The 25,751-nt window shown below is 71.1% G+C and carries 26 protein-coding genes; 20 read left to right on the top strand and 6 right to left on the bottom strand.

Annotated features, from left to right (window positions below; genetic code table 11):
* Positions 1-4: 4 nt before the first annotated feature.
* Both J8M51_RS06030 and J8M51_RS06025 read right to left on the bottom strand, forming a co-directional pair.
* Positions 5-703, bottom strand: a complete 699-nt coding sequence (locus tag J8M51_RS06030) for a DNA alkylation repair protein (protein ID WP_216586734.1) — start codon at positions 701-703, stop codon at positions 5-7.
* Between the two features lie 163 nt (positions 704-866).
* A complete protein-coding gene (locus J8M51_RS06025; protein WP_179203279.1) occupies positions 867-2,609 on the bottom strand; it encodes a cellulase family glycosylhydrolase in 1,743 nt (580 codons plus the stop codon).
* A gap of 156 nt (positions 2,610-2,765) precedes the next feature.
* On the opposite strand from J8M51_RS06025, the gene J8M51_RS06020 reads away from it, so the two are divergent.
* From J8M51_RS06020 to J8M51_RS06010, 3 genes are all read left to right on the top strand, one after another.
* A complete protein-coding gene (locus J8M51_RS06020) occupies positions 2,766-3,854 on the top strand; it encodes a LacI family DNA-binding transcriptional regulator (protein ID WP_086759541.1) in 1,089 nt (362 codons plus the stop codon).
* Positions 3,855-3,951: 97 nt separating this feature from the next.
* The gene (locus J8M51_RS06015) at positions 3,952-5,499 is read left to right on the top strand and encodes a glycoside hydrolase family 43 protein (protein ID WP_086759543.1); all 1,548 of its coding nucleotides are present in this window, start codon (positions 3,952-3,954) and stop codon (positions 5,497-5,499) included.
* Between the two features lie 67 nt (positions 5,500-5,566).
* Positions 5,567-5,752 carry a hypothetical protein gene (locus J8M51_RS06010; RefSeq protein ID WP_086759545.1) on the top strand — a complete coding sequence of 62 codons (186 nt, stop codon included), beginning with the start codon at positions 5,567-5,569 and terminating at the stop codon, positions 5,750-5,752.
* On the opposite strand, the gene J8M51_RS06005 is transcribed toward J8M51_RS06010, so the two are convergent.
* Positions 5,739-6,146: a hypothetical protein gene (locus tag J8M51_RS06005; protein ID WP_086759548.1), complete on the bottom strand. Its 408-nt coding sequence runs from the start codon at positions 6,144-6,146 to the stop codon at positions 5,739-5,741. The genes J8M51_RS06010 and J8M51_RS06005 overlap by 14 nt on opposite strands.
* A gap of 107 nt (positions 6,147-6,253) precedes the next feature.
* Here J8M51_RS06005 and sigJ point away from each other — a divergent pair, with 107 nt between their 5' ends.
* Positions 6,254-7,225, top strand: a complete 972-nt coding sequence (gene sigJ / locus J8M51_RS06000) for an RNA polymerase sigma factor SigJ (protein ID WP_086759550.1) — start codon at positions 6,254-6,256, stop codon at positions 7,223-7,225.
* Positions 7,226-7,276: 51 nt separating this feature from the next.
* Positions 7,277-8,182, top strand: coding sequence for an aminoglycoside phosphotransferase family protein (locus J8M51_RS05995; RefSeq protein WP_086759552.1), 906 nt, complete (start codon positions 7,277-7,279; stop codon positions 8,180-8,182).
* Positions 8,183-8,259: 77 nt separating this feature from the next.
* On the opposite strand, the gene J8M51_RS05990 is transcribed toward J8M51_RS05995, so the two are convergent.
* Positions 8,260-9,288, bottom strand: coding sequence for a LacI family DNA-binding transcriptional regulator (locus J8M51_RS05990; RefSeq protein ID WP_086759556.1), 1,029 nt, complete (start codon positions 9,286-9,288; stop codon positions 8,260-8,262).
* 160 nt (positions 9,289-9,448) lie between these two features.
* Between J8M51_RS05990 and J8M51_RS05985 the strand changes: the two genes are divergently transcribed.
* The 8 genes from J8M51_RS05985 (at position 9,449) to J8M51_RS05950 (ending at position 17,035) form a co-directional block, all read left to right on the top strand.
* Complete coding sequence (locus J8M51_RS05985; RefSeq protein WP_143673309.1) at positions 9,449-9,661, top strand: hypothetical protein; 213 nt, start codon at positions 9,449-9,451, stop codon at positions 9,659-9,661.
* 123 nt (positions 9,662-9,784) lie between these two features.
* Positions 9,785-11,158 carry an amidohydrolase gene (locus tag J8M51_RS05980; protein WP_086759553.1) on the top strand — a complete coding sequence of 458 codons (1,374 nt, stop codon included), beginning with the start codon at positions 9,785-9,787 and terminating at the stop codon, positions 11,156-11,158.
* The gene (locus tag J8M51_RS05975) at positions 11,148-12,257 is read left to right on the top strand and encodes a LacI family DNA-binding transcriptional regulator (RefSeq protein ID WP_267299019.1); all 1,110 of its coding nucleotides are present in this window, start codon (positions 11,148-11,150) and stop codon (positions 12,255-12,257) included. Before J8M51_RS05980 ends, J8M51_RS05975 begins: the two co-directional genes overlap by 11 nt.
* A gap of 98 nt (positions 12,258-12,355) precedes the next feature.
* On the top strand, positions 12,356-13,105 hold the full coding sequence (locus J8M51_RS05970; RefSeq protein WP_086763832.1) for a glutamine amidotransferase: 750 nt from the start codon (positions 12,356-12,358) through the stop codon (positions 13,103-13,105).
* The gene (gene deoD, locus J8M51_RS05965; protein ID WP_216586725.1) at positions 13,102-13,848 is read left to right on the top strand and encodes a purine-nucleoside phosphorylase; all 747 of its coding nucleotides are present in this window, start codon (positions 13,102-13,104) and stop codon (positions 13,846-13,848) included. The genes J8M51_RS05970 and deoD overlap by 4 nt, the downstream gene beginning before the upstream one ends.
* Before the next feature lie 107 nt (positions 13,849-13,955).
* Complete coding sequence (locus J8M51_RS05960; RefSeq protein WP_236067220.1) at positions 13,956-15,053, top strand: BMP family lipoprotein; 1,098 nt, start codon at positions 13,956-13,958, stop codon at positions 15,051-15,053.
* 39 nt (positions 15,054-15,092) lie between these two features.
* Entirely contained in the window at positions 15,093-16,697 is a 1,605-nt protein-coding gene (locus tag J8M51_RS05955; RefSeq protein WP_086757404.1) for an ABC transporter ATP-binding protein, read from the top strand.
* Positions 16,694-17,035, top strand: coding sequence for a hypothetical protein (locus J8M51_RS05950; RefSeq protein WP_086757402.1), 342 nt, complete (start codon positions 16,694-16,696; stop codon positions 17,033-17,035). Before J8M51_RS05955 ends, J8M51_RS05950 begins: the two co-directional genes overlap by 4 nt.
* On the opposite strand, the gene J8M51_RS05945 is transcribed toward J8M51_RS05950, so the two are convergent.
* On the bottom strand, positions 16,995-17,222 hold the full coding sequence (locus J8M51_RS05945) for a MarR family winged helix-turn-helix transcriptional regulator (protein WP_086757400.1): 228 nt from the start codon (positions 17,220-17,222) through the stop codon (positions 16,995-16,997). The two genes, J8M51_RS05950 and J8M51_RS05945, sit on opposite strands and share 41 nt — an antisense overlap.
* A 435-nt stretch (positions 17,223-17,657) precedes the next feature.
* Here J8M51_RS05945 and J8M51_RS05940 point away from each other — a divergent pair, with 435 nt between their 5' ends.
* The 3 genes from J8M51_RS05940 to J8M51_RS05930 all read left to right on the top strand — a co-directional run bounded on the left by J8M51_RS05940 (position 17,658) and on the right by J8M51_RS05930 (position 21,303).
* On the top strand, positions 17,658-19,094 hold the full coding sequence (locus tag J8M51_RS05940) for a carboxylesterase family protein (protein WP_086757398.1): 1,437 nt from the start codon (positions 17,658-17,660) through the stop codon (positions 19,092-19,094).
* 55 nt (positions 19,095-19,149) lie between these two features.
* A complete protein-coding gene (locus tag J8M51_RS05935) occupies positions 19,150-20,172 on the top strand; it encodes an alcohol dehydrogenase catalytic domain-containing protein (protein WP_086757396.1) in 1,023 nt (340 codons plus the stop codon).
* Positions 20,173-20,307: 135 nt separating this feature from the next.
* Positions 20,308-21,303, top strand: a complete 996-nt coding sequence (locus tag J8M51_RS05930) for an alpha/beta hydrolase fold domain-containing protein (RefSeq protein ID WP_398856283.1) — start codon at positions 20,308-20,310, stop codon at positions 21,301-21,303.
* A gap of 75 nt (positions 21,304-21,378) precedes the next feature.
* On the opposite strand, the gene J8M51_RS05925 is transcribed toward J8M51_RS05930, so the two are convergent.
* Positions 21,379-22,203 carry a helix-turn-helix domain-containing protein gene (locus tag J8M51_RS05925; protein ID WP_218781457.1) on the bottom strand — a complete coding sequence of 275 codons (825 nt, stop codon included), beginning with the start codon at positions 22,201-22,203 and terminating at the stop codon, positions 21,379-21,381.
* 234 nt (positions 22,204-22,437) lie between these two features.
* On the opposite strand from J8M51_RS05925, the gene J8M51_RS05920 reads away from it, so the two are divergent.
* The 4 genes from J8M51_RS05920 to J8M51_RS05905 all read left to right on the top strand — a co-directional run bounded on the left by J8M51_RS05920 (position 22,438) and on the right by J8M51_RS05905 (position 25,735).
* Entirely contained in the window at positions 22,438-22,833 is a 396-nt protein-coding gene (locus J8M51_RS05920; RefSeq protein WP_086757392.1) for an MmcQ/YjbR family DNA-binding protein, read from the top strand.
* A complete protein-coding gene (locus J8M51_RS05915) occupies positions 22,830-23,198 on the top strand; it encodes an MmcQ/YjbR family DNA-binding protein (RefSeq protein WP_086757390.1) in 369 nt (122 codons plus the stop codon). The genes J8M51_RS05920 and J8M51_RS05915 overlap by 4 nt, the downstream gene beginning before the upstream one ends.
* A 93-nt stretch (positions 23,199-23,291) precedes the next feature.
* On the top strand, positions 23,292-24,596 hold the full coding sequence (locus J8M51_RS05910; protein ID WP_086757388.1) for a replication-associated recombination protein A: 1,305 nt from the start codon (positions 23,292-23,294) through the stop codon (positions 24,594-24,596).
* Positions 24,597-24,973: 377 nt separating this feature from the next.
* Positions 24,974-25,735 (top strand): SDR family oxidoreductase, encoded by a 762-nt coding sequence (locus J8M51_RS05905; RefSeq protein ID WP_086757386.1) that lies wholly within the window; start codon positions 24,974-24,976, stop codon positions 25,733-25,735.
* Positions 25,736-25,751: the final 16 nt, after the last annotated feature.

Raw genomic sequence — 25,751 nt, 5'->3', positions numbered from 1 at the left:
GTCGTCACGCGCCCTGCTGCCGGCGCACCATCTCGGTGATCCAGGCGGGGGCGAACGGAGACGTGCAGCCCGGGGAGGTCGGATAGTCCTTGAGCACCTCCAGACGCTCACCGATGGCGAGCGCGCGGGCGCGGTGCCCGGGGTGGGAGATGCCGATCTGGGCCAGACAGTGGTTCATCGGCCACTGGAGGCGGTCGGGGGCGTCCTTCATCTCCGCCTCGATGACGTCGAGCAGCCCCGCGAGGTCGAGACCCTCGGGCTTCTTCGCCACACGCTCGGTGGTCAGCGCCCAGCCCGCGCCGGCGACCACCGGGTCCGGATCGGCGGACCAGGACAGGCGCAGCTCCTCCGCGTGCGGGCTCTTCTTCACCACGTAGTTCACCAGCCAGTCGTGCACCTTCGGGGTGCGCGCCCCGCGCAGCATGCCGTCCAGCTCGGTGCGCCCGAAGGCCTTCGGGCGGCAGATCAGGAGCGCCAGCAGCCTGGCCGCGCTGTCGTCCGTCGCCCAGAGCCCGAGCGCGAGCTCCTGCTGGGTCCTGAGCCGCTTGGCGATCGCGCGGAGCCTGCCCAGGTTCACCCCGTGGTCGTCACCGTGCCGCTCGTTCACCTCGCGTGCCCTGGGGTCCTCCAGCGCGGCCAGCTCGGCCATCAGCTCGGTGACCGTCGTCCCGGTCGGCGCGGTTCCGGTCGTCGTCCCGGTCATGTCGGTCTCCTGTCCGTCACGGGGGGAGAGGGGGAGAGACGCAGCCTATCGGGGCCGGGACGCGGGGTGCCGTCGACGGGGTGACACCCCTGGGGCCCCGGCGCCCCCACCCTCGACCGGGCGGGGAGATCGCTCATGGGAGCGATCTCCCCGTCCCTGAGGGTCAGGCGGGAGAACCGGTCGTCGTGGTGCCCGACCTGGTCACGTGGTACGTCGTCGTGGCGCCGCTCCAGAAGTGGAAGGTGAGCGTCACGCGGGAGTTGTCGCGGAGGGAGGCGAAGAACTCGGCGGTCAGTTTGACGGAGTCGTCGGTGTAGGCCGTGAACGCGGTGTCCCACTGCTGGTAGGAGGTCCAGCTCGCCGGGCCCGCGTTGCCTCCGTCGTCGTATCTGGCCTCCATGGTCGCGAGCATGTCGCCCCGGAACCGGGTGGGGACGGTCAGACCGCCGGACGTACCGGAGGCGCTCGACAGGACCGGACTGTCGTGGGTGATCACATCGATCCGCCACGGAACGCCACGGGAGAACCTGGCCTCCAGCGTCGCGTTCACCCCGTACGCCCGGTCGCCCGCCAGCTGGGTCAGCGCGGACGCCGTCAGCGTGAGCCGGTTGCCCGAGACCGTGTAGTCCCTGCCCCGCACCAGATCACGGGAGCCGTGTCGCAGGCCCTGGAAGTCGGTGCCGTTCGGATTCAGGGTCAGGTCCCGGCCGCTGATGGCTCCCGATTTCGGGAGGAACACCATGTCGCTGGAGGCGGTCCCGGAACGGGTCGTCCAGCTCGACCTGATCTGTCCGAACAGCTCCGCGTCGCGCCACTGCAGGGTGGTGCGGTTCAGGAACTGCCCGGCGTCCCACAGCATGGTGGTGAGGTTCCGCCGGCGGGCGTAGTCGCCCAGGAACTCGAAGTACTTGCGCTGTTCGCCCCGCTGGATGATGCCGGGGCGGTTGTGGTCGTAGGCCAGCAGGGCGTACTCGCCGATGACGACCGGGATGCCGCGCGCGGTGAAGGTGTCGTACGCGCGGTCGAAGGTGGCGGTGAGGTCCTGCTCCGCGGTGGCGTCGAACCGGGTGTACCCGGCGATGTTCACGCTGAACGGCCACCAGCCGTAGAAGTGGATCGTGGTGACCACCATGGGGTCGCGCAGCTCCGCCAGCTCCGCCGCCAGCGCGTCGAGGCGGCCCTGATCGGCGTTGGTGTACAGGGTGGGCAGCACCAGCAGCCGGTCGGTGTTGCCGCCGCCCGAGGCGCGGACGATCCGATGCGTCGCGCTGTTCAGCTCGGCCAGCAGCCGGTAGTTCTCGTCGTCACCGGAAGTGGCGCTGAACGTGGGCTCGTTGATGCTCTCGAACAGCAGCTTGGGCGAGTGGTCCCGGAACTCCGCCGCTATCTGGGTCCAGGTGGCGCGGTAGCGGGCGAGGACGGCGTCGTGGTCCGTGGAGAGCGTGTTGACCCACATCCAGGAGTCGTGGTGCATGTTGAGCAGGACGTACAGGTTCTCGTCCAGCGCCAGGTCGACGACCTGGCGCACCTTCGCCATCCACGCCGCGTCGATCCGGTGGTCGGGGGCGCCGCCCTGGTGGACGCCCCAGGTGACGGGCAGGCGGATGCTCTTGAACCCCTGCGACCTGACCTTCTGGAAGAGCGCCCGGGTCACCGGAGGGTTGCCCCAGGACGTCTCGTCGGGGATGGCGTCGTAGGTGTTGCCCAGGTTCCATCCGGGCTGCATGGCCGCCACCGTGCTGCGGGCGGCCGGGGAACCTGCCGGGGGGACGGGGGCGTCGGCGGCGTGCGCGCCGGTGGGCAGCAGCGGGAGCAGGACGAAGGCCAGGAGCAGGGCCGACAGTCTCCGTGGGGGGTGCGGCGACCGGCGTCGCCGCGGAAGAAGCCTCGCGAGTTTCCTCGTCATCACGCGCACCTTCTGGTTGGGGGGAGTGCGACATGGGGTGCAGGCCGAAGGCCGACCGAGATACAGCTCAATGAAGGAAAGTTTCGCTCTGCGCGGCGCGAAAACTAACATGCGGAGGTGCCGGAGACCACAGGCGCGGTGCGGCGGGGTGCCAGAATGAGCCGGGCACATCGAGCGGACGGGCGGACGACCTTGGCGGAGTACGCGGCTGACGGACCGGCGGACGGCCACGACGGGCGGGGCGACACCTCCAGGCCGGTCACCATCGCGTTCATCGCCGAGTCGGCGGGGGTCTCGGTCCCCACCGTGTCCAAGGTGATCAATGGCAGGTCCGGCGTCTCCGCGGACACCCGCGCACGCGTCGAGGAGCTGGTCAACCGCTACGGCTACCGCAAACCCACCGGCGCCCACCGCAACAACGTGGTGGAGCTGGTGTTCCGCGAGCTCAAGCACATGTGGGCCGTCGAGATCATCCGAGGCGTCGAACAGGTGGCCCGCCGGCACCGGGTGGGGGTCATGGTCTCCGAGTTCGGGCTGCACGACACCGACCCGCCCACCTGGGACGACACCGTCTCCCGGCGTCCCCACTGCGTGCTGTCCGTGGCCCAGCTCTCCGCGGCCGAGCGGGAGCAGCTGACGGCCAAGGGCATCCCGTTCGTCGTCTTCGACCCGGCCACCGAACTCCCGGACGACGTCCCCTTCGTGGGCGCCACCAACTGGTCCGGCGGCCGGGCCGCGACCCGCCATCTCACGGAGCTGGGGCACCGCCGTATCGCCATGATCGGCGGCCCGCGGGACCAGCTCTACTGCTGCGCCCGGCTGGACGGATACCGCTCCGCGATGGGGTCCGCCGGTCTGCCCGTCGACCCCGTACTCGTCGTGCACGCGCCGCTCACCAGCGAGGACGGCTACGCGGCGGCACGCACCCTGCTGGCCCTGCCCGAGCGCCCGACCGCGGTCTTCACCGCCAACGACCTTCAGGCGCTCGGCGTCTACCAGGCGGCCCGCGAGGCGGGGCTGCGCATCCCCGAGGACCTCAGCGTCGTCGGATTCGACGATCTCCCGGTCGTGGCCTGGGTGGACCCGCCCCTGACGACCGTTCACCAGCCCCTGACCGAGATGGCCGTGGCCGCGACCGAGCTGGCGCTCACGCTGGGCCGCGGCGAGGAGGCGCCGCAGGCCTCCCGCCTGGAGATCGCGACGACCCTGACGGTCCGGGCCAGCACCGCTCCGCCCGGCGGCTGACCCGCGCACTCGTTGACCGGTGACACGGCCCTCACTAGCCTGCTGAGGAAACTGTCCGTCGGTGGAAGAGAAACTTTCGTCGCTGCGAAAGGACCCGATGAGGGTGACGAGCGTGTCCGACGTGTCCGAGACGGGAAACACCGTCAGCAACCCGGTGATCCCCGGCTTCTACCCCGATCCGTCCATCTGCCGGGCGGGCGACGACTACTACCTCGCGTGCTCCAGCTTCGAGTACTTCCCCGGTGTCCCCATCCTGCACAGCCGGGACCTGGTGCACTGGACGCAGATCGGCAACGCGCTCGACCGCCCGAGCCAACTGCGACTGCCGCCCGGCACACCCTCCTCCGGAGGGATCTACGCGCCCACCCTGCGCCACCACGACGGCCGGTTCTGGCTGATCGTCACCAACGTCAGCGGCGACGGCAATCTGCTGTTCACGGCCACCGACCCGGCCGGCCCCTGGTCCGACCCGATCCGGCTGCCCGGGGTGCACGGCATCGACCCCGACATCGCCTGGGACGACGACGGCACCTGCTGGTGCACCACCGCCGGGGTCGGCCAGATCCGTCTCGACCCCCACACCGGGGAGACGTTCGGCGAGCGCCGGCAGCTGTGGTCCGGCGCCCCCGGCGCCAAGGCTCCCGAGGCACCCCACCTGTACCGCGTCGGCGACCACTGGTACCTGCTCATCGCCGAAGGCGGCACGGAGCGCGGCCACGGCGTCTCGATCGCCCGAGGCACCACCCCCACGGGCCCGTTCGAGCCCTGCCCGGACAACCCGATCCTGACCCACCGCGGCACCGACCACCCCATCCAGAACACCGGCCACGCCGACCTGGTGCGGGGACCCGACGGGTCGTGGTGGATGGTCCTGCTCGGCGTACGGCCGGGCGGCGGCACCCCCGGCTGGCACGTACTCGGACGGGAGACCTACCTGGCGCCGGTGGAGTGGGTGGACGGCTGGCCCGTCGTCGGCGCACTCTCGCCCGAGCTGCCGGCCCCGCCGTGGCCCCTCCGGCCGCCCGCCACCGCGCCCGACCACCGGGACGACTTCGACGCGGCCGAACTGGCTCCGCACTGGCTCTCGTTGCGTCACCGCCCCGCCGAGGACTGCACCACCAAGGAACGGCCCGGCTCGCTCACCCTGGGCGCGCGAGGCGGATCGCTGGACGATGCCGGGGTGACGTTCGTCGGCCGACGCCAGCAGCACCGGTCGTGCCGGGCACGCACCCTGGTGGACGCGGCGCAGGGGGAGGGCGGCCTGGCCGTGCGCCTGGACGAGAGCCACCACTACTCCGTCGAGACCGCCGCCGGGCAGGTGCGGGTCCGTGCCCGCATCGGCCCGCTGAGCACGGTCGTGGCATCCCGTCCGGTGCCGCCCGGCCCGGTCGTCCTGCGCGTCGGGACGACACCCGTCGACACCGTGAACAGCCCCCTGGCCGGCCCCGACCTCATCTCACTGGGCTTCGAGGAACCGGACGGCACCTTCGTCGAACTCGCCTCACTGGACGGCCGTTACCTGTCCACGGAGGTCGCCGGCGGCTTCACCGGCCGGGTCCTCGGCATGTTCGCCACCGCCGGCTCCGTGCACTTCGACTGGTTCGACTACGAGCCACAGGAGAACCGAGGACCGATCGGCCCGTAACCCCACGTCCCCGGGTAAATCGTCAACGGCCCATGCCGGGCGCCGCGTTGGAGGTAGCTTCCTCGGCATGAGCAACGACATCCGCATCGACCGCGCCCCGTCCGCCGGGGGCGGCATCCAGATCACGGTCAGCCTCTCCCCGGCGGTTCTGCACAAGCTCCAGCAGGACGGTTCCTGGACGGAGTCCATCGGCGACGGTCAGGTCACCGGCGACGGACCGTCCATCACCCAGATCGAGTTCAAGGTCGCGTAGCCCCACCCCGGGTCCCGGGGCGGGCCAGCGCCAGCACGCTCAGCCCGAACATCAGGACGCCCAGGGGGAGATGGACCGACGGGACGTGCGCGATGCCGAGCACGACCTGGACCGAGGCGAGGACGAGGAAGCCGGACGCGTGCAGCACCGGCCGGGGCGAGCCGCCGCCCGGCTTCCACGCCAGTACCGCCGCGAGCAGGTACAGCATCGTCGCCCCGTACATCACCCTGGCTCCGACGCTGTGCAGGACCTCCCCGTAGGACGAGGTCAGCAGCAGTCCGGCGGAGACCGCCTGCAGGAAGATGGTCAGGGTCTGCAGCGCTATCGCGATCCGCAGGAACGAGGAGCCGCGCCGTGCCTGCGTCGTACCTGTCACCGTCATCTGTGTGGCCATGTCCCGCGTCCCCGTTTCCGCCCGTCGGGCAGTAGATCGATAAAGTCGGTCTCACCTGCCCGACGACGCGGGCCGGTGAAAGGTAAGGCGAGGGGGCGGCCGGGGACATGGAGACTGCCGGGACCGGCGCGGAGGCGACGGACGGAAGGGCCGGAGCGGATGGAACGGACGACCTCGGCGGCTGGCGCGGAGCGGCCCACGTGGCGGGCGAGCGTGGCCAACTCGTCAATGTCGCCTACCGGTTGCTCGGTTCGGCGACCGAGGCCGAGGACGCCGTCCAGGACGCCTACGCCCGCTGGTACGCGCTGCCGGGCGACCGGCAGGCGGAGATTCTGTCCCCCGGCGCATGGCTGACGACGGTGACCGGCCGTATCTGCCTCGACCTGCTCGGCTCGGCGCGAGCCCGCCGGGAACGCTATGTCGGCGCGTGGCTGCCCGAACCGCTGCCCGACCGCACCGAATGGGAGCCCGCCGGCGGTGACCCCGTCGGGCGTGCGGACCCCGCCGACCAGATCGTGCTGGACGAGTCGGTGACCATGGCCTTCCTCGTCGTCCTGGAGTCGATGACGCCCGCCGAGCGGGTGGCGTTCGTCCTGCACGACGTCTTCCGGTATCCCTTCGCCGAGATAGCCGCCGTCCTCGGCCGTACCCCCGCGGCCTGCAAACAGCTCGCGGCCTCCGCCCGGCGGCGGCTGAACGGCGAACGCGCCGCAGTGACGGCGACCGGCCGCGCCGAGGTGGTGCGGCAGGTCAAGGAGGCCTGGCAGAGCAAGGACATCGCGGCCCTCGTCGCCCTCCTCGACCCGGCCGCCGTGATGACCGCCGACGGCGGCGGTCTGGTGGGTACCGTCCTGCACCCGGTCGAGGGCGGCGCGCGCATCGCCCGGTATCTGCTCGCCATCGCCGACAAGGCCCCGGGGCTCGAACTCCTGGAGCACTCGGTCAACGGCACACCGGGCCTGGTGGCCCGGCGTGACGGCCGCGTCGTGACCGTGGCGGCGTTCGACCTCGCCGACGGCCGCGTCACCCGTGTCTGGGCGGTCCGCAACCCGGAGAAACTACGCCCGTGGACGCGGTGACTGTGCGGGAAACGCGTTGCGGCCGTAGATCGTGACGCGGATGCTTCCGCCATGACGATGCACGCGAACCAGCTGACGGTGTCACCTGAGACGGCGCGCGAGTTGGTGGAGCGGCAGTTTCCGAAGTGGCGGGGTCTGCCGGTCAGGAGCATCGCGTCGCAGGGCACGGTCAACGCCGTCTTCCGTATCGGCGATCGGCTCGCGGCCCGATTCCCTCTGGAGGCCGCCGACGTGGAGCCGACACGGCGTCTGCTGGAGGCCGAGGCGGCGGCGGCTCGTGAACTGGCGGGCCGCACGCGGTTCCCCACGCCCGAGCCGGTCGCACTGGGGGAGCCCGGGGCGGGCTACCCGCTCCCGTGGTCGGTGCAGACATGGCTGCCCGGCGTCGTCGCCGCCGACGAGGACCCGGGCCGATCACGCGCGTTCGCCCGCGACCTGGCCGATCTCATCGGCGAGCTGCGCGCGATCGACACCCGTGGCCGCACGTTCGCCGGCACGGGCCGAGGAGGCGATCTGCGGTCCCATGACGCCTGGATGGAGACCTGCTTCGGACACAGCGGGCACCTCCTCGACGTCCCCCGGCTGCGCCGTGTCTGGGCCGCTCTGCGTGACCTGCCGCGAGGCACGGCCGAGGACGTCATGGCCCACTGCGATCTGATCCCCGGCAACGTGCTCGTGTCCGCCGGCCGGCTCACGGGAATCCTCGACGTCGGCGGCTTCGGGCCGGCCGACCCCTCACTGGACCTGGTGAGCGCGTGGCATCTGCTGGAGGCCGGACCGCGCCAGGTGCTCCGGGACCACCTGGCGAGCGACGACCTCGCATGGGAGCGGGGCAAGGCGTGGGCGTTCGTCCAGGCGATGGGGCTGGTCTGGTACTACGTCACCAGCAACCCGGCCATGAGCCGGACGGGTCGGCGAACCTTGGAACGCATTCTGGCCGACAGCCCTCTCGCGTGACGCCGGGGGAGGCCACGGGTGAACCCGCGAGCCGGCCGGCGCCCGGACCCCGCTGACGGAACGAGGCCGAAGGCGGGTCACGTCGTGCCCCGGACACGCAGGGTCGGTGTCAGGACGATGGGGGGCGGCACCTCGCCCGCCAGAAGCAGGTCGACCTGACGGATGGCCAGTTCGCCCAGCCGTCGCTTGTCGAGATGGAGCGTGGTCAGCGGCGGGTCGACCAGATCGACGACGCTCAGCCCGTCGTAGCCGACCAGCGCGACGTCGTCCGGTACGCGGACGCCGAGCCGGCGGGCGCCGCGGAGCGCGCCGATCGCCACCAGGTCGTTGAAGGCGACCACGGCCGTGAGATCCGGGTGCGCGGCGTGCAGCGCCTCGAACGCGGCGGCGCCCCCGTCCGGGGACTGCTCGGCCATGACGATCCAGTCCTCGTCGACGGGCAGCCCGTGCTCGCCGACGAGTTCGAGGAAGGTGCGGCGCCGGACCATCGGGGCGCTCAGACACTCGCAGTCGATCATGCCGATCCGGCGGTGACCCCGGTCGACGAGATGCCGCGTCCCGGCCCGGATCCCGGCCGCGGTGTCGATGTGCACCAGCGCGTGGGTCGTCGAGTCCAGCCCGCGATCGACGAGAACCAGCGGCACACCGCCCACGTACGGTTCGAGCTGCGCGTCGGGATGGTTGACGTAGCCGACGAGGGCGTCGACCTGTTGGCCGAGCGAGCGGACCAGGGCCAGCTCCCGTGACCGGTCGTTCTCGGTGCTGGCCACGAGCACCTGCCAGCCGCGTTCGTCCGCTGCCGCGATCACCCCGGCCACGAACTCCGGGAAGAAGGGGTTGACCACGTCGGGGACGATCAGCCCGACGGACACCACGTCCTGCCGGGCGAGCCCGCGGCCGAACCGGCTGGGCCGGTACCGCAGTTGCCTCGCGACATCGAGTACGCGCCGCTGCGTCGCCGGGTCGATCTCGCCCTTGCCGTTGATCGCCCGGGAGACGGTCTGATGGGACACGCCCGCCGCCAGCGCGACATCACGAAGGGTGACGCGCTTGACGGCTCCGGTGCCCCGCGCCCGCTGGTCTTCCGTTTCCCGCTGTCCGGCCACGCCGCCCACTCACTTCTGTTCCTGTACCGCCCTGCGCCCAAGTCAACCAGGTCCACCGGCCGGCCGGCCCGGCGGCGGCCGTTGACGGAATCCGCACCCCTGGGCGAGAATCCCGTTACCGGTCACGTTAACGGTAACGGGATGAGTGAAGGAGAACGCAGTGGCATCTTTGAGGGGCTCCCGCCCGCACGAACCCCACCCGGTGTTCGCCGGCGTGTTCCGCGACTGGCACGCACAGGCGGGCGTCTTCTCGGCCCTGCCGGACGCGCCGGTGGAGCCGGACGCCCCACGGCCGTGGTGGCGCCGCCCCAGGCTCCGGCGGGCCCACCGCCTCCCTCATCCCCGCGGCACTCGTCGCACCGCGGTGCCCTGAGGCCCCATCCATCGGGGCCCGGGGCCCCGGAGACCCCGGGCCCCGGGGACGGTGTCGGCCCGGCCCGAGATCCACGGCGGTCGGTTGTTGTGCAAAACGTTTTGGATATCTAGCTTGTGCCGCATGAGCGACAGAACGTCCCCTTCCGCCGTCCCCCGCCACCTCCTGGTGCGTGGCTGCGACGTGCTGCGCGTCCCGGTGGAGGGCGAGTGCGAGATCCTGCCCGGGCAGGACATCGTGGTCGAGGACGGTGTCATCGCGGACGTCCGGCCGACGGGGGCGCAGCGGCCGGAGGAGCACGGCACCGAAGTGATCGACGGGCGCGGGCTGCTGGCCCTGCCCGGCCTGGTGAACGCCCACACGCACAGCCCGATGGTGCTGATGCGGGGCGCGGCCGAGGACGTGACGGTCGAGGGCTGGTTCAACGACCGGGTGTGGCCGATGGAGTCCAACCTGACCCCCGAAGACGTACGCGCCGGGGCGCTGCTGGCCTGTGCCGAGATGATCCGGTCGGGCGTCACCACCTTCGCGGACCACTACTTCTTCCCCGAGCGGATCGCCGAGGCGGTCGCGGAGACGGGACTGCGGGCCGACATCGCGCCCACCTACTTCAGCAGCGGCGGCCCGGCGGCCCTGGAGGCCGGCGTCGCCTTCGCCGAGACCTGGCACGGCGGGGCCGACGGTCGGGTGACCGTCTCACTCGGGCCGCACGCCCCGTACACCGTCGACGACGACGACCTGCGGACCCTCGCCGACCACGCCCGGCGGCTCGGCGTGCGCATGCACATCCACGCCGCCGAGCACCTGGAGCAGACGGAGTCGAGCCTGCGGCGGCGCGGCATCACACCGATCCGGGTCCTGCACGACACCGGGGTCCTGGACGCCGGCGCCCTCGTCGCGCACGGCTGCGGCATCGTCCAGCGGGATCTGCCACTGCTCGCGGAGCACGCGGACACCACCGCCGTGGCCTGCTGCCCCAAGGTGTACCTCAAGCACGCGCTGTCCCCGCTGACCCCGGTCCGCGACCTGCTGGCCACCGGGGTCACCGTCGCCGTGGGCACGGACGGGGCCGCCGGGCACAACACGCTGGACGTGTGGGAGGCGCTGCGGCTGGTCGCGCTCACCCAGAAGCAGGCGGTGCGGGACGCGACCTGGATGACCGTCTCCGACACCCTGCGGATGGCCGTGCGCGGCGGCGCAAGGGCGCTGGGACTCCAGGACCGGACCGGTGCGCTGGAGCCGGGCCTGCGGGCCGACATCGTCCTCACCGATCTGTCCGGCCCGCACTGCCGCCCGCTGCACGACCCGCGCGCCGCGCTCGTCTACAGCGCCCGCGCCGCCGACGTACGCACGGTCGTCGTCGACGGGCGGGTCCTGATGCGCGACGGACGGCTGCTCACCGTCGACGAACCCGCCCTGCTCGCCGACGCGGACGCCCGGGTCGCGCGGCTCCTCGACACCTCGCACGGACGGGCGGTGCAGCACTATGACCCGTGACCTGTACGGCCCCGGCACCGCCCCCGACCGGCCGGGCCCCGACCCGCTGAGAACGGGCCGCGATCCACTGGGCCACGACCGGCACGCCGTCCGCCGCGCCGCCTCCATCAAGGACGTGGCCGCGGCGGCCGGAGTCAGCCCCACCACCGTCTCCCATGTGCTCAGCGGGAACCGGCCCGTCAACGAGGAGACCGCCGCCCGGGTGCGCGGTGTCGTCAACCGGCTCGGCTACGTCCCCGCGTCGCTGGCCCGCAGCCTCCAGGCCGGGTCCACCTCCGTGATCGGGCTGCTGATCCCGGACATCACCAACACCTTCTTCGCCGAACTGGCCAAGGGCGCCGAGGACGCCGCCCACGACCTCGGCTACGGCCTGATCCTCTGCAACACCGAGTTCGACGCCGACCGCGAGGACCGCTACCTCGGCATGATCCGCAGCCGGTTCATCGACGGCATGGTGTACGCCTCCGGGTCCCCGCCCTCCCGGCGGCGGCTGGAGGCGCTGATGGGCAAGTTCCCGATCGCCCTCGCCGACGAGGAGGTCGAGGGGCTGAGCGGCGCGCTCATCGCCAGCGCCGACCACGAGGCGGGCGGCCGGCTGGTCGGTGAGCACCTGCGGACCCTCGGACACCGCCGGGCCCTGATGCTCACCGGCCCCCGTGACCTGCGCAGCGGCGCCGCCCGCGCGCACGGCTTCCGCGAGGCCTTCCACGGCGATGTGGTCGAGCGGACCGGCGACTTCAAGGAGGAGTCCGGGTACCGTCTGGTCGCCGAACTGCTCGACCAGGGCCGCTTCGAGAACCGTACGGCCGTGTTCGCGGCCAACGACCTGATGGCGTTCGGCGCGCTCGCCGCGCTCCGCGAGGCCGGGCTCACCGTGCCCGACGACGTCTCGGTGGTCGGCTTCGACGACATCCGCGCCGCCTCGCTGATCAACCCGCCCCTCACCACCGTCCACCAGCCCGCCTACGACGTCGGGCGCACCGCCACCGCGCAGCTCCTCCAGTACGTCACCCGGGGCGAGGTCCCGCCCGCCTCCCGGCACACCCTCCCCGTCGAACTGAAGGTGCGCGGGAGCACGGCCCCGCCCGCCTCCCACTGACACCTCCCTCGCTCCCTCTCTCCCCGCCCGGCCGCCGCGCGGCCATGTCCCCGTGCCCCGGCACCGCCAAGTGCCCCCACAAGAAAGGTGGTTGACCCATGCCCCGCATCCTCGTCATCGGCGAGTCCTGGTTCACGTACACGGTCCACCAGAAGGGCTTCGACGCCTTCCACACCGCCGAGTACACCGAGGGCGGCGGCGTCTTCCTCGACGCGCTGCGCACCCGCGGCCACGAGGTGACGTACGTGCCCGCCCACGAGATACCCACCCGGGTCCCGGACACCGCCGACGGCTTCGACGCCTACGACGTCGTGGTCATCAGCGATGTCGGGGCCAACAGCTTCCAGCTGCCGCCGGAGACCTTCAACCGCTCCGAGCCCGCCCCCGACCGCACCGAACTCGTCCGGGACTTCGTCGAGCGCGGGGGAGGCGTACTGATGATCGGCGGCTATCTGACCTTCAGCGGTATCGACGCCCGCGCCCGCTGGGGCCGTACACCGCTGGCCGCCGCGCTGCCGGTGACCCTGCTCGACCGCGACGACCGGGTGGAACTGCCCTCCGGCGCCGTACCCGAGGCCGTCGGCCGGCACCCGGTGGTCGCGGGCCTCGACCGGACCTGGCCCGCGCTGCTCGGCCTCAACGAGGTCACCGTACGACCGGACGCCGAGCTGCTCGCGGAGTGCGCCGGGCATCCACTGCTCGCCGTCGGCGACCACGGCACGGGCCGCTCCGCCGCCTTCACCTCCGACGTGGCACCCCACTGGGCGCCACCCCCCTTCCTGGCCTGGGACGGCTACCCGAAGCTGTGGGACCGCCTGATGCGCTGGCTCGCCGGGGAGGAGCTGTGACACTCGCCCAGGGCACTCCCCATATCTCCGCCGCACCCGGCGACCTCGCCCCGCTGGTGCTGATGCCGGGCGACCCGCGCCGCGCCCGCCGGATCGCCGAGACGTTTCTGGAAGGGGCCCGGCTCGTCACCGACGTACGCGGCATCCTCGGCTACACCGGAACCCACCGGGGCACCCCGATGTCCGTCCTCGCCTCCGGCATGGGCATCCCCTCGATGTCGATCTACGCGACGGAACTGTTCCGGCACTACGGGGCCCGCCGGATCGTCCGCGTCGGCACGGCGGGCGCGCTCCCCGCCACGGTCCGGGTCCGGGACGTCGTCATCGCGTCCGCCGCGCACACCGACTCCGGTATCGGCAGCCGCCTCGTGGACGGCGCGACCCTCTCCCTCGCCCCCTCCTACCGGCTGCTGCGCGCGGCAGCGGACGCGGCGGACGCCGCCGGACGCGAGTCGCCGGACGGGGCGCCGCCCGTGCACATCGGCCCCGTGTTCTCCAGCGACCACTTCTATCTCGACCGGCCCGCCCTCTTCGAGGCCCTCGAACGCCGGGGCACCCTCGCGGTCGAGATGGAGGCGGCGGGGCTGTACGCGGTCGCCGAGGCCGAGGGCGGCGAGGCCCTCGCCGTCCTCACCGTGTCCGACCATGTGCGCACCGGGGAGGCCCTGTCGGCCGCCGACCGGGAGACCTGCTTCGACCGGGCCGTACGCATCGCCGCGACGGCGCTGCTGGCCGACGACTGAATTTCCCCCGGAAGAAATCAAACAGAAACCCGTCGGCGTAGCCAAAACGTTTTGCACTTCTTACTGTCGCTGTCAGCGAATCAGCAGGGAAAATGATCAGGAGGTCGATGACGATGAGAAGTTACGGACCGGGCGCCGCCGTCGCGGTGGCGGGAATGCTGGTACTGACCGCGTGCGGGGGATCGGGTTCCGGTGACTCCGGGTCGGCCGCCTCCGGAAAGACCCGGATCAAATTGGTGGTCAACGGCGGACTCGGCGACAAGTCGTTCTTCGACTCCGCCTACGAGGGCCTGAAGCGGGCCGAGGGCAAGCTCGGCTACGAGTTGAAGGTCGTCGAGCTGGGCTCGGACCGCACCAAGTGGGAGCCGGGCTTCGAGGACGCCGCGGCGGCCGACGACTACGACATCCTCGCGGCCGGCACCTTCGACGTCACCGACTACATCGGTGAACTCGCCCCGCAGTATCCGGACAAGAAGTTCTGGGTGTTCGACTCCGCCGTCGACTACAGCGGAAAGAACGGCTGTTCCAACAAGTGCGAGAACGTCTACTCGGTGACCTTCAAGCAGAACGAGGGGGGATATCTGGCCGGATTCCTCGCCGAGAAGCTGGTGGCCGAGAAGGCGCTCAAGGGAGCCGAATCCCTGAACAAGGTCGGCGTGATCGGCGGTGTGAAGATCCCCGTGATCGAGGACTTCGTCGTCGGATTCAAGGCCGGATTCAAGGCGGCCGGCGGTAAGAACTCCGACGTTCTCGTGCAGTACGTAGGCGGCGACAAGCCCTTCGGCGACCCCGCCAGGGGCAAGGAGATCTCCACCGCGATGTACGGACAGGGCGCGGCCCTCGTCTGGCCGGTCGCGGGGCTCTCCGGACTCGGCACCTTCGAATCGGCCGCGAGCGCCGGCCGCTACACCTTCGGCGTCGACTCCGACCAGTACCAGACGCTCACCGACAACGCCCAGAAGAACACCGTCGTCACCTCCATCCTCAAGAACGTCGGCAACGCCCTGTACCAGGCCGCCGAGAACGACAAGAAGGACGCGGTGAAGTACGGCGCCGTCCAGAGCGTCGGACTCGACGAGGACGCGGTCGGCTATGTGGACGACGACCACTTCCGCGAGCTGGTGCCGGAGAAGATCCGCACCGAACTCCAGGACGCGGCCGACCAGGTGAAGTCCGGGTCCGTCACGGTCCCCAGCGCCTTCTGACCCCCGCCCCTTCTCGACCCCACCTCGAACGGCCTTGAGATGAACGAGTCATGGGACCCGGCCGGGCCCGCCGTCGCCACCCGCGCGGTCACCAAGACCTACGCCAACGGCGTCCGCGCGGTCCGCGGTGTCGACCTCGACGTACCCGCCGGTGAGATCCGCGCGGTCGTCGGCGAGAACGGCGCCGGCAAGTCCACGCTGATGAAACTGTTCTACGGCCTGGAGCAGCCCACGTCCGGCGAGATCCTCATCGGCGGCCGGCCCCGCGTCCTGCGCGGCCCCGCCCCCGCGATCGCGCTCGGCGTCGGCATGGTCCACCAGAACCTGATGCTGGTGCCGTCCTTCACGGTCGCCCAGAACGTCGTCCTCGGCGTCGAACCCGGCCGCCGCGGACTGGTCGACGCGAAGGCCGCCGCCGAGGCGACCGCCCGGCTCGCCGAGGAGGCCGGACTCGCCGTCGACCCGCTGGCCCGTATCGACGAGGTGTCCGTCGGTATGCGCCAGCGCGCCGAGATCCTCAAGGCCCTGCACCGCCGCGCCCGCATCCTGATCCTGGACGAACCGACCGCCGTGCTCACCCCGCAGGAGACGGAGGACCTCTTCGCCGCCGTACGACGGCTGCGGGACGGCGGGATGACCGTGCTGTTCATCTCGCACAAGCTGCGCGAGGTGCGGGAGATCAGCGACCGGGTGAGCGTGATGCGGGCCGGGACGCTGGTGGGGACCGTCACCACCGCCGACACCACCGAGCACTCGCTCGCCGCGATGATGGTGGGCCGGGAGATGTCCCTCGACGTGGCCCGCGCCCCGGCGAGGCGCGCGGGTACCACGCTGCGCGTGCGGGGCCTCGCCTACGCCGCCCCGACCGGGCAGTCCCTGCACGGCCTCGACTTCGACGTCGCCGCCGGCGAGATCGTCGGCGTGGCCGGGATCGAGGGCAACGGGCAGACCGAACTCGCCGAGATCCTCGCCGGGTTGCGGCGGCCGAGCGCGGGGAGCGTACGCGTCGGCGACACCGACACGGCCGGACTGGACGTCGAGGGACACCGCCGCGCCGGTATCGGCTACATCCCCGAGGACCGGCTCCACGACGGGGCCGCGCTGGACGAGTCGATCGCCGACAACCTCGTCGTCGACCGCCACGACCGGCCGCCCCTCGCCCGCCGGGGCATCCTGCGCCCGGCGGCCGTACGCGCCCACGCCGAACAACTCGTGGCGGACTACGCCATCCGCACCCCCGACCCGTCCGTGCCCGTCCGCGCGCTGTCCGGCGGCAATATGCAGAAGGTCGTCGTCGCCCGCGAACTCTCCGCCGGACCAAGGCTGTTGATCGCCTCCCAGATCACGCGCGGCGTGGACATCGGCGCCATGCGCTTCATGTACGAGCGTCTCGTCGCCGCCCGCGACGAGGGCGCCGCCGTCCTTCTCGTCTCCGCCGACCTCACCGAACTCCTCGCGCTCTCCGACCGGTTGCTCGTCCTCAAGGACGGCCGGCTCGTCGGCCGCTTCGACGACACCACGGACCTCACGGAGAAGAAGGTCGGCCTCCACATGCTCGGCGTCGAACACCACGGACCCGCTCGGCTGCGAGCCGGGCTGGACGACGACGGCGCCGCTGACTCCGGGAAGGCGGCCACCGCATGACCACCAGCCCTCCGACCACGCTCATCGAGAGCGAGGACCGCCGGGAGTACAGGGCCACCCGGCGCCGGGGCCTCGCCGTCGACCTCAGCATGACCCTGGCCACGATCCTGGCCGCCCTCGTCATCGGCTTCCTCGTGATGCTCGCCACCGGCAAGGACCCGGTCGCGGCCTACGAGGCCCTGCTCACCGGCCCGTTGGAGCGCTCGTTATGGACAGGGCTTGAACGTGTCCGTTGTCCGCGACGGCAGCAGGGTCGAGGTATGTCCGCGGTGGAAGGGCCTCAACTGACGGACGCCGTCAGGCCTGGAGGGCTTCATTGCGGGACAGGGCCCGCTTGAGCAGACCCTCCAGTGCGTCCTGCTCGTCCTGGGTCAGGCCAGCGAACAGGGGTTCTTCGGCCAGGACCTTCAGCAGCCGTTCCCGCAGCTCGACGCCCTCCGGGGTCAGGGCAAGCTGCTTGGCCCGGCGGTCGGTGGGGTGGGGGCGGCGTTCTATCAGCCGCAGGCTCTCCAGCTTGTCGATCACGACGGTGGCCGGATCAAGAAGGAGAGACCGACCTCATGCGGTGAACCAGCGCCGGCGCCCGCGCTCCGGTGTGGGCCCTCGTCCCCTGCCACCGCGCCGTACGGAGCCTTTCCGGCAGCGGCTATCCCGCACGGCAGAAGGCTCACCCGGCATTGCGAGGTTCACAACGCCGGTACGGCATCGATCTGCCGCTTCACCGGGAGGAGGTCGAGCTGGCGCCGTTCGCCGGCGATCCGGCCGTCGGCCACGTAGGGGGAGTTCATGGCCCGCACCGAGATCTTGTGGCCGAAGTGTCATCTGATGACCACCGGGTGACCGCTGTCCGCCGGGCGATTTGCCGGAGTCCAGGGAATGCTTGGAGAGCGCCACCGCGAGCGATCAGCTGCCGCCACGCCGCGCGAAACACCCGAAACGCTCCGGAAGGAATCTCACGCCATGACCGAGACCGCGCCCAAGGCTCCGACTGCACCAGGGGTGCGGTCCTGGTGGGGGATCCCTTACGCCACCGCCGAGCGGTATCGCCGCCCCGTGGTCGCGGACTTCGATCCGAGTCTCCCGTACGACCGCAAGGGCGTCGTCTCGATCCAGCCGGACAGCGGCGACTGGCTCGAAGCGGACAGTGGGATGGGCGAGGACTGCCTGAACCTGAACGTGTGGGCCCCCGAGCAACCGGCCGACACAGCGCTCCCGGTGACCGTGTACATCCACGGCGGCGGATTCGAGTACGGCGCGAACACACAGATCACCTCGAACGCCTCCGGTCTCGCCGCGACGGGGCGCGTGGTGGGCGTGTCCATCAACTACCGGCTCGGCGCCCTGGGCCCGCTCTCGCTCTCGCAGTACGGCGGGAAGCTCGCCGAGGCCAGCAACCTCTTCCTCCAGGACATCATCGCCGCGCTCACCTGGATCCAGCGGAACATCGGCCACTTCGGCGGCGACCCCGACAACGTCACCGTCTACGGCCACAGCGGCGGCGCCTACTCCACCTTCGGGCTGCTCGGCGCCTCTTCCGCCGACGGCCTGTACCGGCGCCTGGCCGGGTTCTCCGGAGGGCCCGCCCGCTCCATCCCGGCCTGGTGGGCCGAGGAACTCGGGCACCGGTTCGTCACCGAACTCGGCGTCGCGGACAACCCGGAGAAGCTGCTCGACCTCGACCCGCTCTCCCTGCGGGACGCGCTGCGCAAGGTCCTCCCGACGGACCTCGGAGTCCGTGGCGGGGTGGACAACAAGGCCACCGGCGTCGTCCTGGACATCGGGCAGCCCGGCGCGGTGGTGCACGCCCACCCCATGGATGTCCTCGCCTCGGGCGCGCACCGCGATGTCGACGTGCTGCTGAGCATGGCGAGCGACGACATGGGCTGGTGGGTGGCGAACGACCTGGACCGGTTCGACCCGGGCACCGTCGACCGCGTCGTCGACGAGGTCGCGGGGTGGCGCATCTCCCGCTCCCGCGCGCAGAAGATCGTCGACGCCTACGACCGGGACGGCCGTACCCCGGCCGAGGTCCGCGCCACGGTCATGGCGGACTACCTCTTCGCGATCCCCGCCGCCCGCGGCGCCCTGGCCCACGCCGCCGCCGGCGGCAACGCCCACCTCCTCCTGATCGGCCCCGGCGAGGGCGCGCCCGCCGTGCACGGCACCGAGATGTACGCCCTGGTCGGTCAGGAACAGCCGGGCCGCAGCGCAGAACAGGCCGAGCGTGACACCCGTATTCGCGACATCGTCCTCGATTTCGCCACCGGTGAGCACTCCCGTCTGTGGCCCGCCGTCACGGACAAGCCCACCTCGGAAACCGTCGGCAACTCTCCCTTCGAGGGCACCGCTCACTACCAGCAGGTCCTCGACCTGTGGGAAGGCATCGACCGCCCCTGACAGCCGGCGGGCGATACGGACGACGCAGGGGACAACAGGGAGTGAGGTACTCGACATGAGTCAACCGACAGCAGCCGGCGACGCCGCACCGGCGACGATGCGGGCCGTCGTCGTCACCCGGCCCGGCGGCCTGGAGGCACTGGAGATCAAGGACGTCCCGGTGCCCGTCCGCAAGCCCGGCTGGGTGCGGATCAAGGTGAAGGCGTTCGGCGTCAACGAATCCGAGGTCACCACCCGCAAGGGTGAGTCGGACGCGGAGGTCACCTATCCGCGGGTGCCCGGCATCGAGGGCGTCGGCGTGGTCGACGAGGCCGACGAGGACAGCGGTCTGCGGCCGGGACAGCAGGTGGCCACGATGATGGGCGGCATGGGCCGCGCCTACGACGGCGCGTACGCCCAGTACGTGACCGTCCCCGCGGCACAGGCCATCCCGTTCGAGACCACCCTGACGTGGGACGTCGTCGGCGCCCTGCCCGAGATGTTCCAGACCGCCTACGGGTCCCTGACCCGGGGTCTGGACCTCAAGGCCGGGCAGACGCTGCTGATTCGCGGCGGCACCTCCACGGTCGGGCTGAGCGCGGCCACGATCGCGAAGGACCTCGGAGCCACCGTGCTGTCCACCACCCGCAGCGAGTCGAGGTCAGGGGAACTGCGGGCCGCGGGCGTCGACCACCCCCTCGTCGACAACGGCACCCTCGCCGACCAGGTGCGCGAGCTGATCCCGGACGGCGTCGACGCCGCCCTGGAACTGGTCGGCTGCTCGGTCCTCCCCGACACCCTCAACGCCGTCCGCCGGCACGGCACGGTCTGCTTCACCGGAGCCCTGGCGGGCCAGTGGACGATCCCCGACTTCAGCCCGTTCATGATCCCGGGCGGGGTACGGCTGACGTCCTACGGCGGTGAGGCCGCCGACCTCCCGGCAGACGTCTTCGCCCACCAGCTCCAGGCCATCGCCGCCGGACGTCTCAACGTCCCGGTCGCGAAGGCGTACCACGGGCTGGAACAGGTCCGTGACGCCCAGGCCGACCTCGAGTCCGGTGCCACGCCGGGCAAGCACGTCGTCGTCCTCGACGACTGAAAACGGATCGTGGGACGCGACAAGGTCATCGGGCACAGCGAGTCCATCGGCTCAAACCCACGCACTGTGCGCAGTGAGTACCTCAGCCCAGCGGTGAGCGCCGCCGCTCCCCGTCGTTTCCGAAGGAGAGAACAGATGGCAGCGGCAGACCCCTTTGGCGCCTTGACCACCCGGCCCTCGTTGGACCCGGAGCTCGCGCCCGTCGAGGAAGCGCGGGGAGCTTTTTTCCCGGCACTGACGGACGAGACCCTGCTTGAGATCCGACGGCAGATCGCTGCAGGTTCGCCTGGGTTGGATTCAGAGGCTCTGACGGTGGGCGGAAGGGTGCGGGTGGAGGAACGCAAGGTAGCCGGGCCGGAAGGCGAGCCGGACATCACCGTGCTGATTCTCAGCCCCGCCGAGGACCGAGGCCCCAAGGGAGGCATCCTCAGCCTCCACGGCGGCGGAATGATCATGGGAGGCCGCCGGGACCACGTGAGTCATCTCCTCCCCCATGTGATCGACGGGAGTGCGGTCGTCGTGTCGGTCGAATACCGGCTGGCGCCGGATCACCCAGACCCGGCACCGGTCGAGGACTGCTACGCGGGGCTGGTGTGGACGGCGAAGAACGCGGCCGAACTCGGCATCGATCCCGAACGGATCATGATCACCGGAGTCAGTGGCGGCGGCGGCCTCGCGGCGGGGACCGCGCTGCTCGCCCGCGACCGCGCCTTCCCCAGGCTCAGCCACCAGATTCTGATCTGCCCCATGCTCGACGACCGCTTCCAGACGCACAGCAGTCGCATGGTGGACCGCGAAGGCGTATGGGACCGCCACAGCAACCTGTACGCGTGGACCTCCGTACTGGGCGAGCGGCGCGGCAGCCCGGACGTGTCGCCGTACGCCGCGCCGGCCCGCGCCGAGGACCTCAGCCGGCTGCCCCGCACCTACATCGACACCGGCTCGGCCGAGGGGTTCCGCGACGAGATCCTGAGCTACGCCGGCCGCCTGTCCGAGGCGGGCGTGAGCGTCGATCTCCACATGTGGGGCGGAGGTTTCCACGGGTTCGACATGTCGGTGGGTGACGCGGCTGTGTCGCGTGCCTCCAACGCGACCCGTGAGGAGTTCATCCGGCGGGCCCTTGACGCGTGAGCAGTGCGACAACGCGCAGACGGCGAAGACAGCCGTTGCCTCCTGACGGGCAAGGGGGCGTTCGCCGCGTTTCCGTCAAGCGTCGGTCCTCGCTTCGCGGGCCGCGTAGGCGGCCGGGGTGAGGCCGGTGCGGTCGCGGAAGAAGCGGCCGAAGTTCGCGGGGTCGGTGAAGCCGAGGTGGACGGCCACGGTCCGGGCGTCCCACCGGGCGGCTCCCAGCAAGCGCCGGGCTTCGAGGAGGCGCCGCTCGTCGATGAGTTCGCGTACCCCCTTGCCGGTGGCGTCCCGGGCGGCGCGGCTCAGGGTTCGGACCGAACAGCCGAGCAACTCGGCGTAGTCCGCGGCCTGGTGGAGTTCGCGAAAATGCAGCTCCAGCGCGTCCAGGAAGCGCCCGTACCGGTCGGCGCGGCCCGTGCCGGCCGTGGCGACGGGGGCGATGCCCGGGGAGTTAGCCAGGCGCAGCAGCAGCGATTCGAGCAGACTGCGGCGAAGGGCATGGTGCACGTCGAGGGGGCGGCGCCCCAGCGCGCGGTGTTCGTCCAGGAGTTGGAGTGCCGTCTGCTGGAGCCAGGCGGTGTCGTCGGGGTGCGGGGTGAGCACGGCGGGGGCATCGTGCGCGGTGAGCGGGGTCAGGAGGCGGGCGAGGTCGGGCCGCAGTACGTCGGGTTCGAACAGGATGAAGGCGCCGCGGGCTGCGCCGGGCGGATGCCAGCACTGTGCGTGCCCGGGACGCACCCACAGCCACTGGCCGGGGGTCACGGTCCGCGTGACGTGGTCGACGTCGTGCAGCAGCTCACCCTCGGTGACGGCGATGAGGTAGTGGAAGGTGGCACGGCCCGGACGGGGCGGATTCCACGGCCAGTCATCGTGCTGGGCGAAGAAATCCTCGACGGTGCTCACCTCAAGGCCGTACGGAGTACCGACCGGGGGCTGGAAACCGTACAGCGGAACCGCGGCTGGTCCGGCCTGCCAACTCGGCCCGGAGTGTCGCTCATCGACCATCACGTGTCCGTAGCCTACCGCCCTCTTCGTTGGTTTCGAGGTAAGGATGGGACCTGCCCCCGCGCCCGCGCGGCGCGCCCTCCGCTTCCTTCGATGCCATAGCCCGTCACCACCTCAGGAGGCACACCACTCATGAACGGATCGGCCCTGCACAAGACCGCCGCCGACTGCGCGGAGGAACTCCCCGGATCCCAGCTGGAGCATCCCTTCGGCCCCGACTGGGAGGTCTTCAAGGTACGCGGCAAGGTGTTCATGCTGATGACCGAAGTCCCCGGGCGGCCCGTCGTGATCCTCAAGGCGGACCCCGGTGATGCCCACGCACTGCGGGAGCAGTACAGCCACATCACCCCCGGCTACCACATGAACAAGAAGCACTGGATCACGCTGGAGAGCGGAGACGGCGTCGACGAGGAGCTCGTCAGGGAGCTCGTCACCGACTCCTACCGGCTCGTCGTCGCTCACTTGCCCAAGGCCGAGCGGCCTGTCGACCCGCACACCTACGGCACCGGCACGCGGGCGGCCAGGTGAGCGCGGCCGGCGACCGGCTCCAGGACACCGCCCGACAGGTGGCCCTGGCCCTCCCCGACGTCAGCCACGGCTACCCCTTCACCCCAGGGCTCGACGTGTACAAGGTCGCGGGCAAGGTGTTCCTGATCGTCACCGAAGACCCGGACGACCAGATCATCACGGTCAAGTGCGAACCCGAACACGCCCGCACGTACATGCACGAGCACGCATCGATCACACCGGGCCGCTACCTCGACAAACGCCATTGGATCTCCCTCGGTCCCGGTGCCGGCATCACCGAGCGGCTGGTCAACGACGTGGTCGAGGATTCCTACGACCTGGCCGCCGAGCGCCTGCCGCGACGCGACCGCCCCACTGCCCGATGAACGCCGCGAACTTCCCCACGAACGGCTGAGCAGACGCTGCCCCGTGCACGGCTGGCCGCGTCCGCACACGTCCGCCTGCGACCCGAGAGACTGATGGAACCGACCCTGCCGCTCTTCGACGAGGAGCCCTCCCGGCCGCTCGCCGACCGCCTGCGCCCCACCCAGCTGAAAGATGTCGTCGGGCAGGACCACCTCCTGGCCCCGGACGCCCCGCTGGGCCGCATGGTCGCCCAGCAGCGCCTCGGCTCCGCCATCCTGTGGGGCCCGCCCGGCGTCGGCAAGACCACCATCGCCCGGCTCCTCGCGGACGCCGGCAACCTGGCCTTCGAACCGGTGTCGGCCACCTTCACCGGCGTGGCCGACCTGCGCAAGGTCTTCGCCACTGCACGAAGCCGACGCGGCATCGGCCAGGGCACCCTGCTGTTCGTCGACGAGATCCACCGCTTCAACCGCGCCCAGCAGGACAGCTTCCTGCCCTACGTCGAGGACGGCACCGTCACCCTGATCGGCGCCACCACCGAGAACCCCAGCTTCGAACTCAACGGCGCCCTCCTCTCCCGCACCCAGGTCCTCGTCCTCAAACGCCTCGACGAAGCCGCCCTGTCCACACTCCTCGACCGCGCCGAACAGCTCACCGGCCACCATCTGCCCCTGGACGACGACGCCCGCCGCGCCCTGATCGCCATGGCCGACGGCGACGGCCGCTACCTCCTCAACATGGCCGAACAGCTCCAGGCCCTCCCGGACACCGAAACCACCCTGGACACCGCCGGCCTCGCCCATCACATCCAGCAGCGCGCCCCGCTGTACGACAAGGCGCAGGAGGGCCACTACAACCTGATCTCCGCGCTGCACAAGTCGATGCGCGGCTCCGACCCGGACGCGGCCCTGTACTGGCTCGCCCGCATGCTCGACGGCGGCGAGGACCCACTGTTCGTCGCCCGCCGCCTGGTCCGCTTCGCGAACGAGGACATCGGCATGGCCGACCCGCACGCCGTCCAGCAGGCCCTCGCCGCCTGGGACGTGTACGAGCGACTCGGCTCCCCCGAGGGCGAGTTGGCGATCGCCCAGGCCGTCGTCTACCTCGCCACCGCCCCCAAGTCCATCGCCGTCTACCGCGGCTTCAACGCCGCACACCGATCAGCCCGGCACACCGGCTCACTCATGCCACCGGCCCACATCCTCAACGCCCCGACCCGGCTGATGAAGAACCTCGGCTACGGCAAGGACTACCAGTACGACCCGGACACAACCGACGGCTTCTCCGGTGACGACTACTTCCCCGACGACATGGACCGCCAGACGTACTACCAGCCCACCCGCAACGGCTACGAAGCCCAGATCTCCGAGCGCCTACGCCGCTGGGCCGATCTGCGCGCCCGCCGGCAACGCGGCTGACCGGCCGACGGCCGCGACGTCCTTTCCGAAGGAGAGAGCGGATGGCAGGCCGGGCAGCAGCAGACTCTTCGGTGCCCTGACCGCCAGGCCGCCGTTGGACCAGGAGCTCACGCCCGTCGAGGAGGCGCTGGGTGCTGTTTTTCCGACCCTGTCGGAAGAGACCCCTGCCAGTGGTCCGAGGGCAGCTGACCGACGAGCTCTCCGAGCGGGAACCGGTCCCAGGGCACTCCTTGCCCACTCCCACGCGACGCGTCCTTAACCGAACCGCTCCAGGCGCCGATGGTAAGTGGATTGACTTGCCTCATGGATGGCGCGGGGGCTATCTTCCAATGGTGAGTCCATCGACTTACCTAACGACTCGGCAAGGAACAATCACCATGAATCGTCTTGCGGGCAAGCGCGCCCTCATCACCGGCGGCACCAGCGGGATCGGCCTGGAGACCGCGCAGCGTTTCCTCGCGGAGGGCGCCGACGTGCTGGTCACAGGCGTCACCCCGGCCAGCATCGACAGGGCGCGGCAGATCCTCGGGGACAAGGTGCCCGTCGTGCAGGCCGACGCACGCGATCTCGATGCGCAGCGCGGTCTGGCCAAGCAGGTGCGTGAGCACTTCGGGGAGCTGGACGTGGCGTTCCTGAACGCCGGCGTCTCGGACTGGCGGCCGTTCGAGGACCACACCGAGGACAGCTTCGACCGGCTCTTCGACATCAACGTCAAGAGCGTCTTCTTCCTCACCCAGGCCCTGGTGCCCGTGCTGGCCAACCCGTCCTCGGTCATCCTCAACGCGTCCAACAGCGCGCACGGCGGCTACGGGCATTCGAACGCCTACGCCGCGACGAAGGCGGCCGTCTCCTCCCTGATGCGGTCGTGGAACGCGGACCTGCTCACCTCGCACGGCATCCGGTTCAACGCGGTCAGCCCCGGCCCGGTGAACACCCCGCTGTACTCCGCCGCCAAGCTCGGGATCGAGGACCCGGCGGTGCAGGCGGCAGTTGTGGAGGGGATCAGCGCCGGCATTCCGCTGGGCCGCATGGGCATGCCGGAGGAAGTCGCCGAAGCCGTGGTGTACCTGGCCTCCGACGTCTCCGCCTTCGCCGTGGGCCAGGACCTTATCCTGGACGGCGGCCAGACCGTCCTCTGAGAGCGAGGACGCGGCC

The organism is Streptomyces griseiscabiei (assembly GCF_020010925.1).
GTDB classification, from domain to species: Bacteria; Actinomycetota; Actinomycetes; order Streptomycetales; family Streptomycetaceae; genus Streptomyces; species Streptomyces griseiscabiei.
The sequence above is the reverse complement of the archived record's forward strand: the minus strand, read 5'-3'. Positions and strand labels throughout refer to the sequence as shown.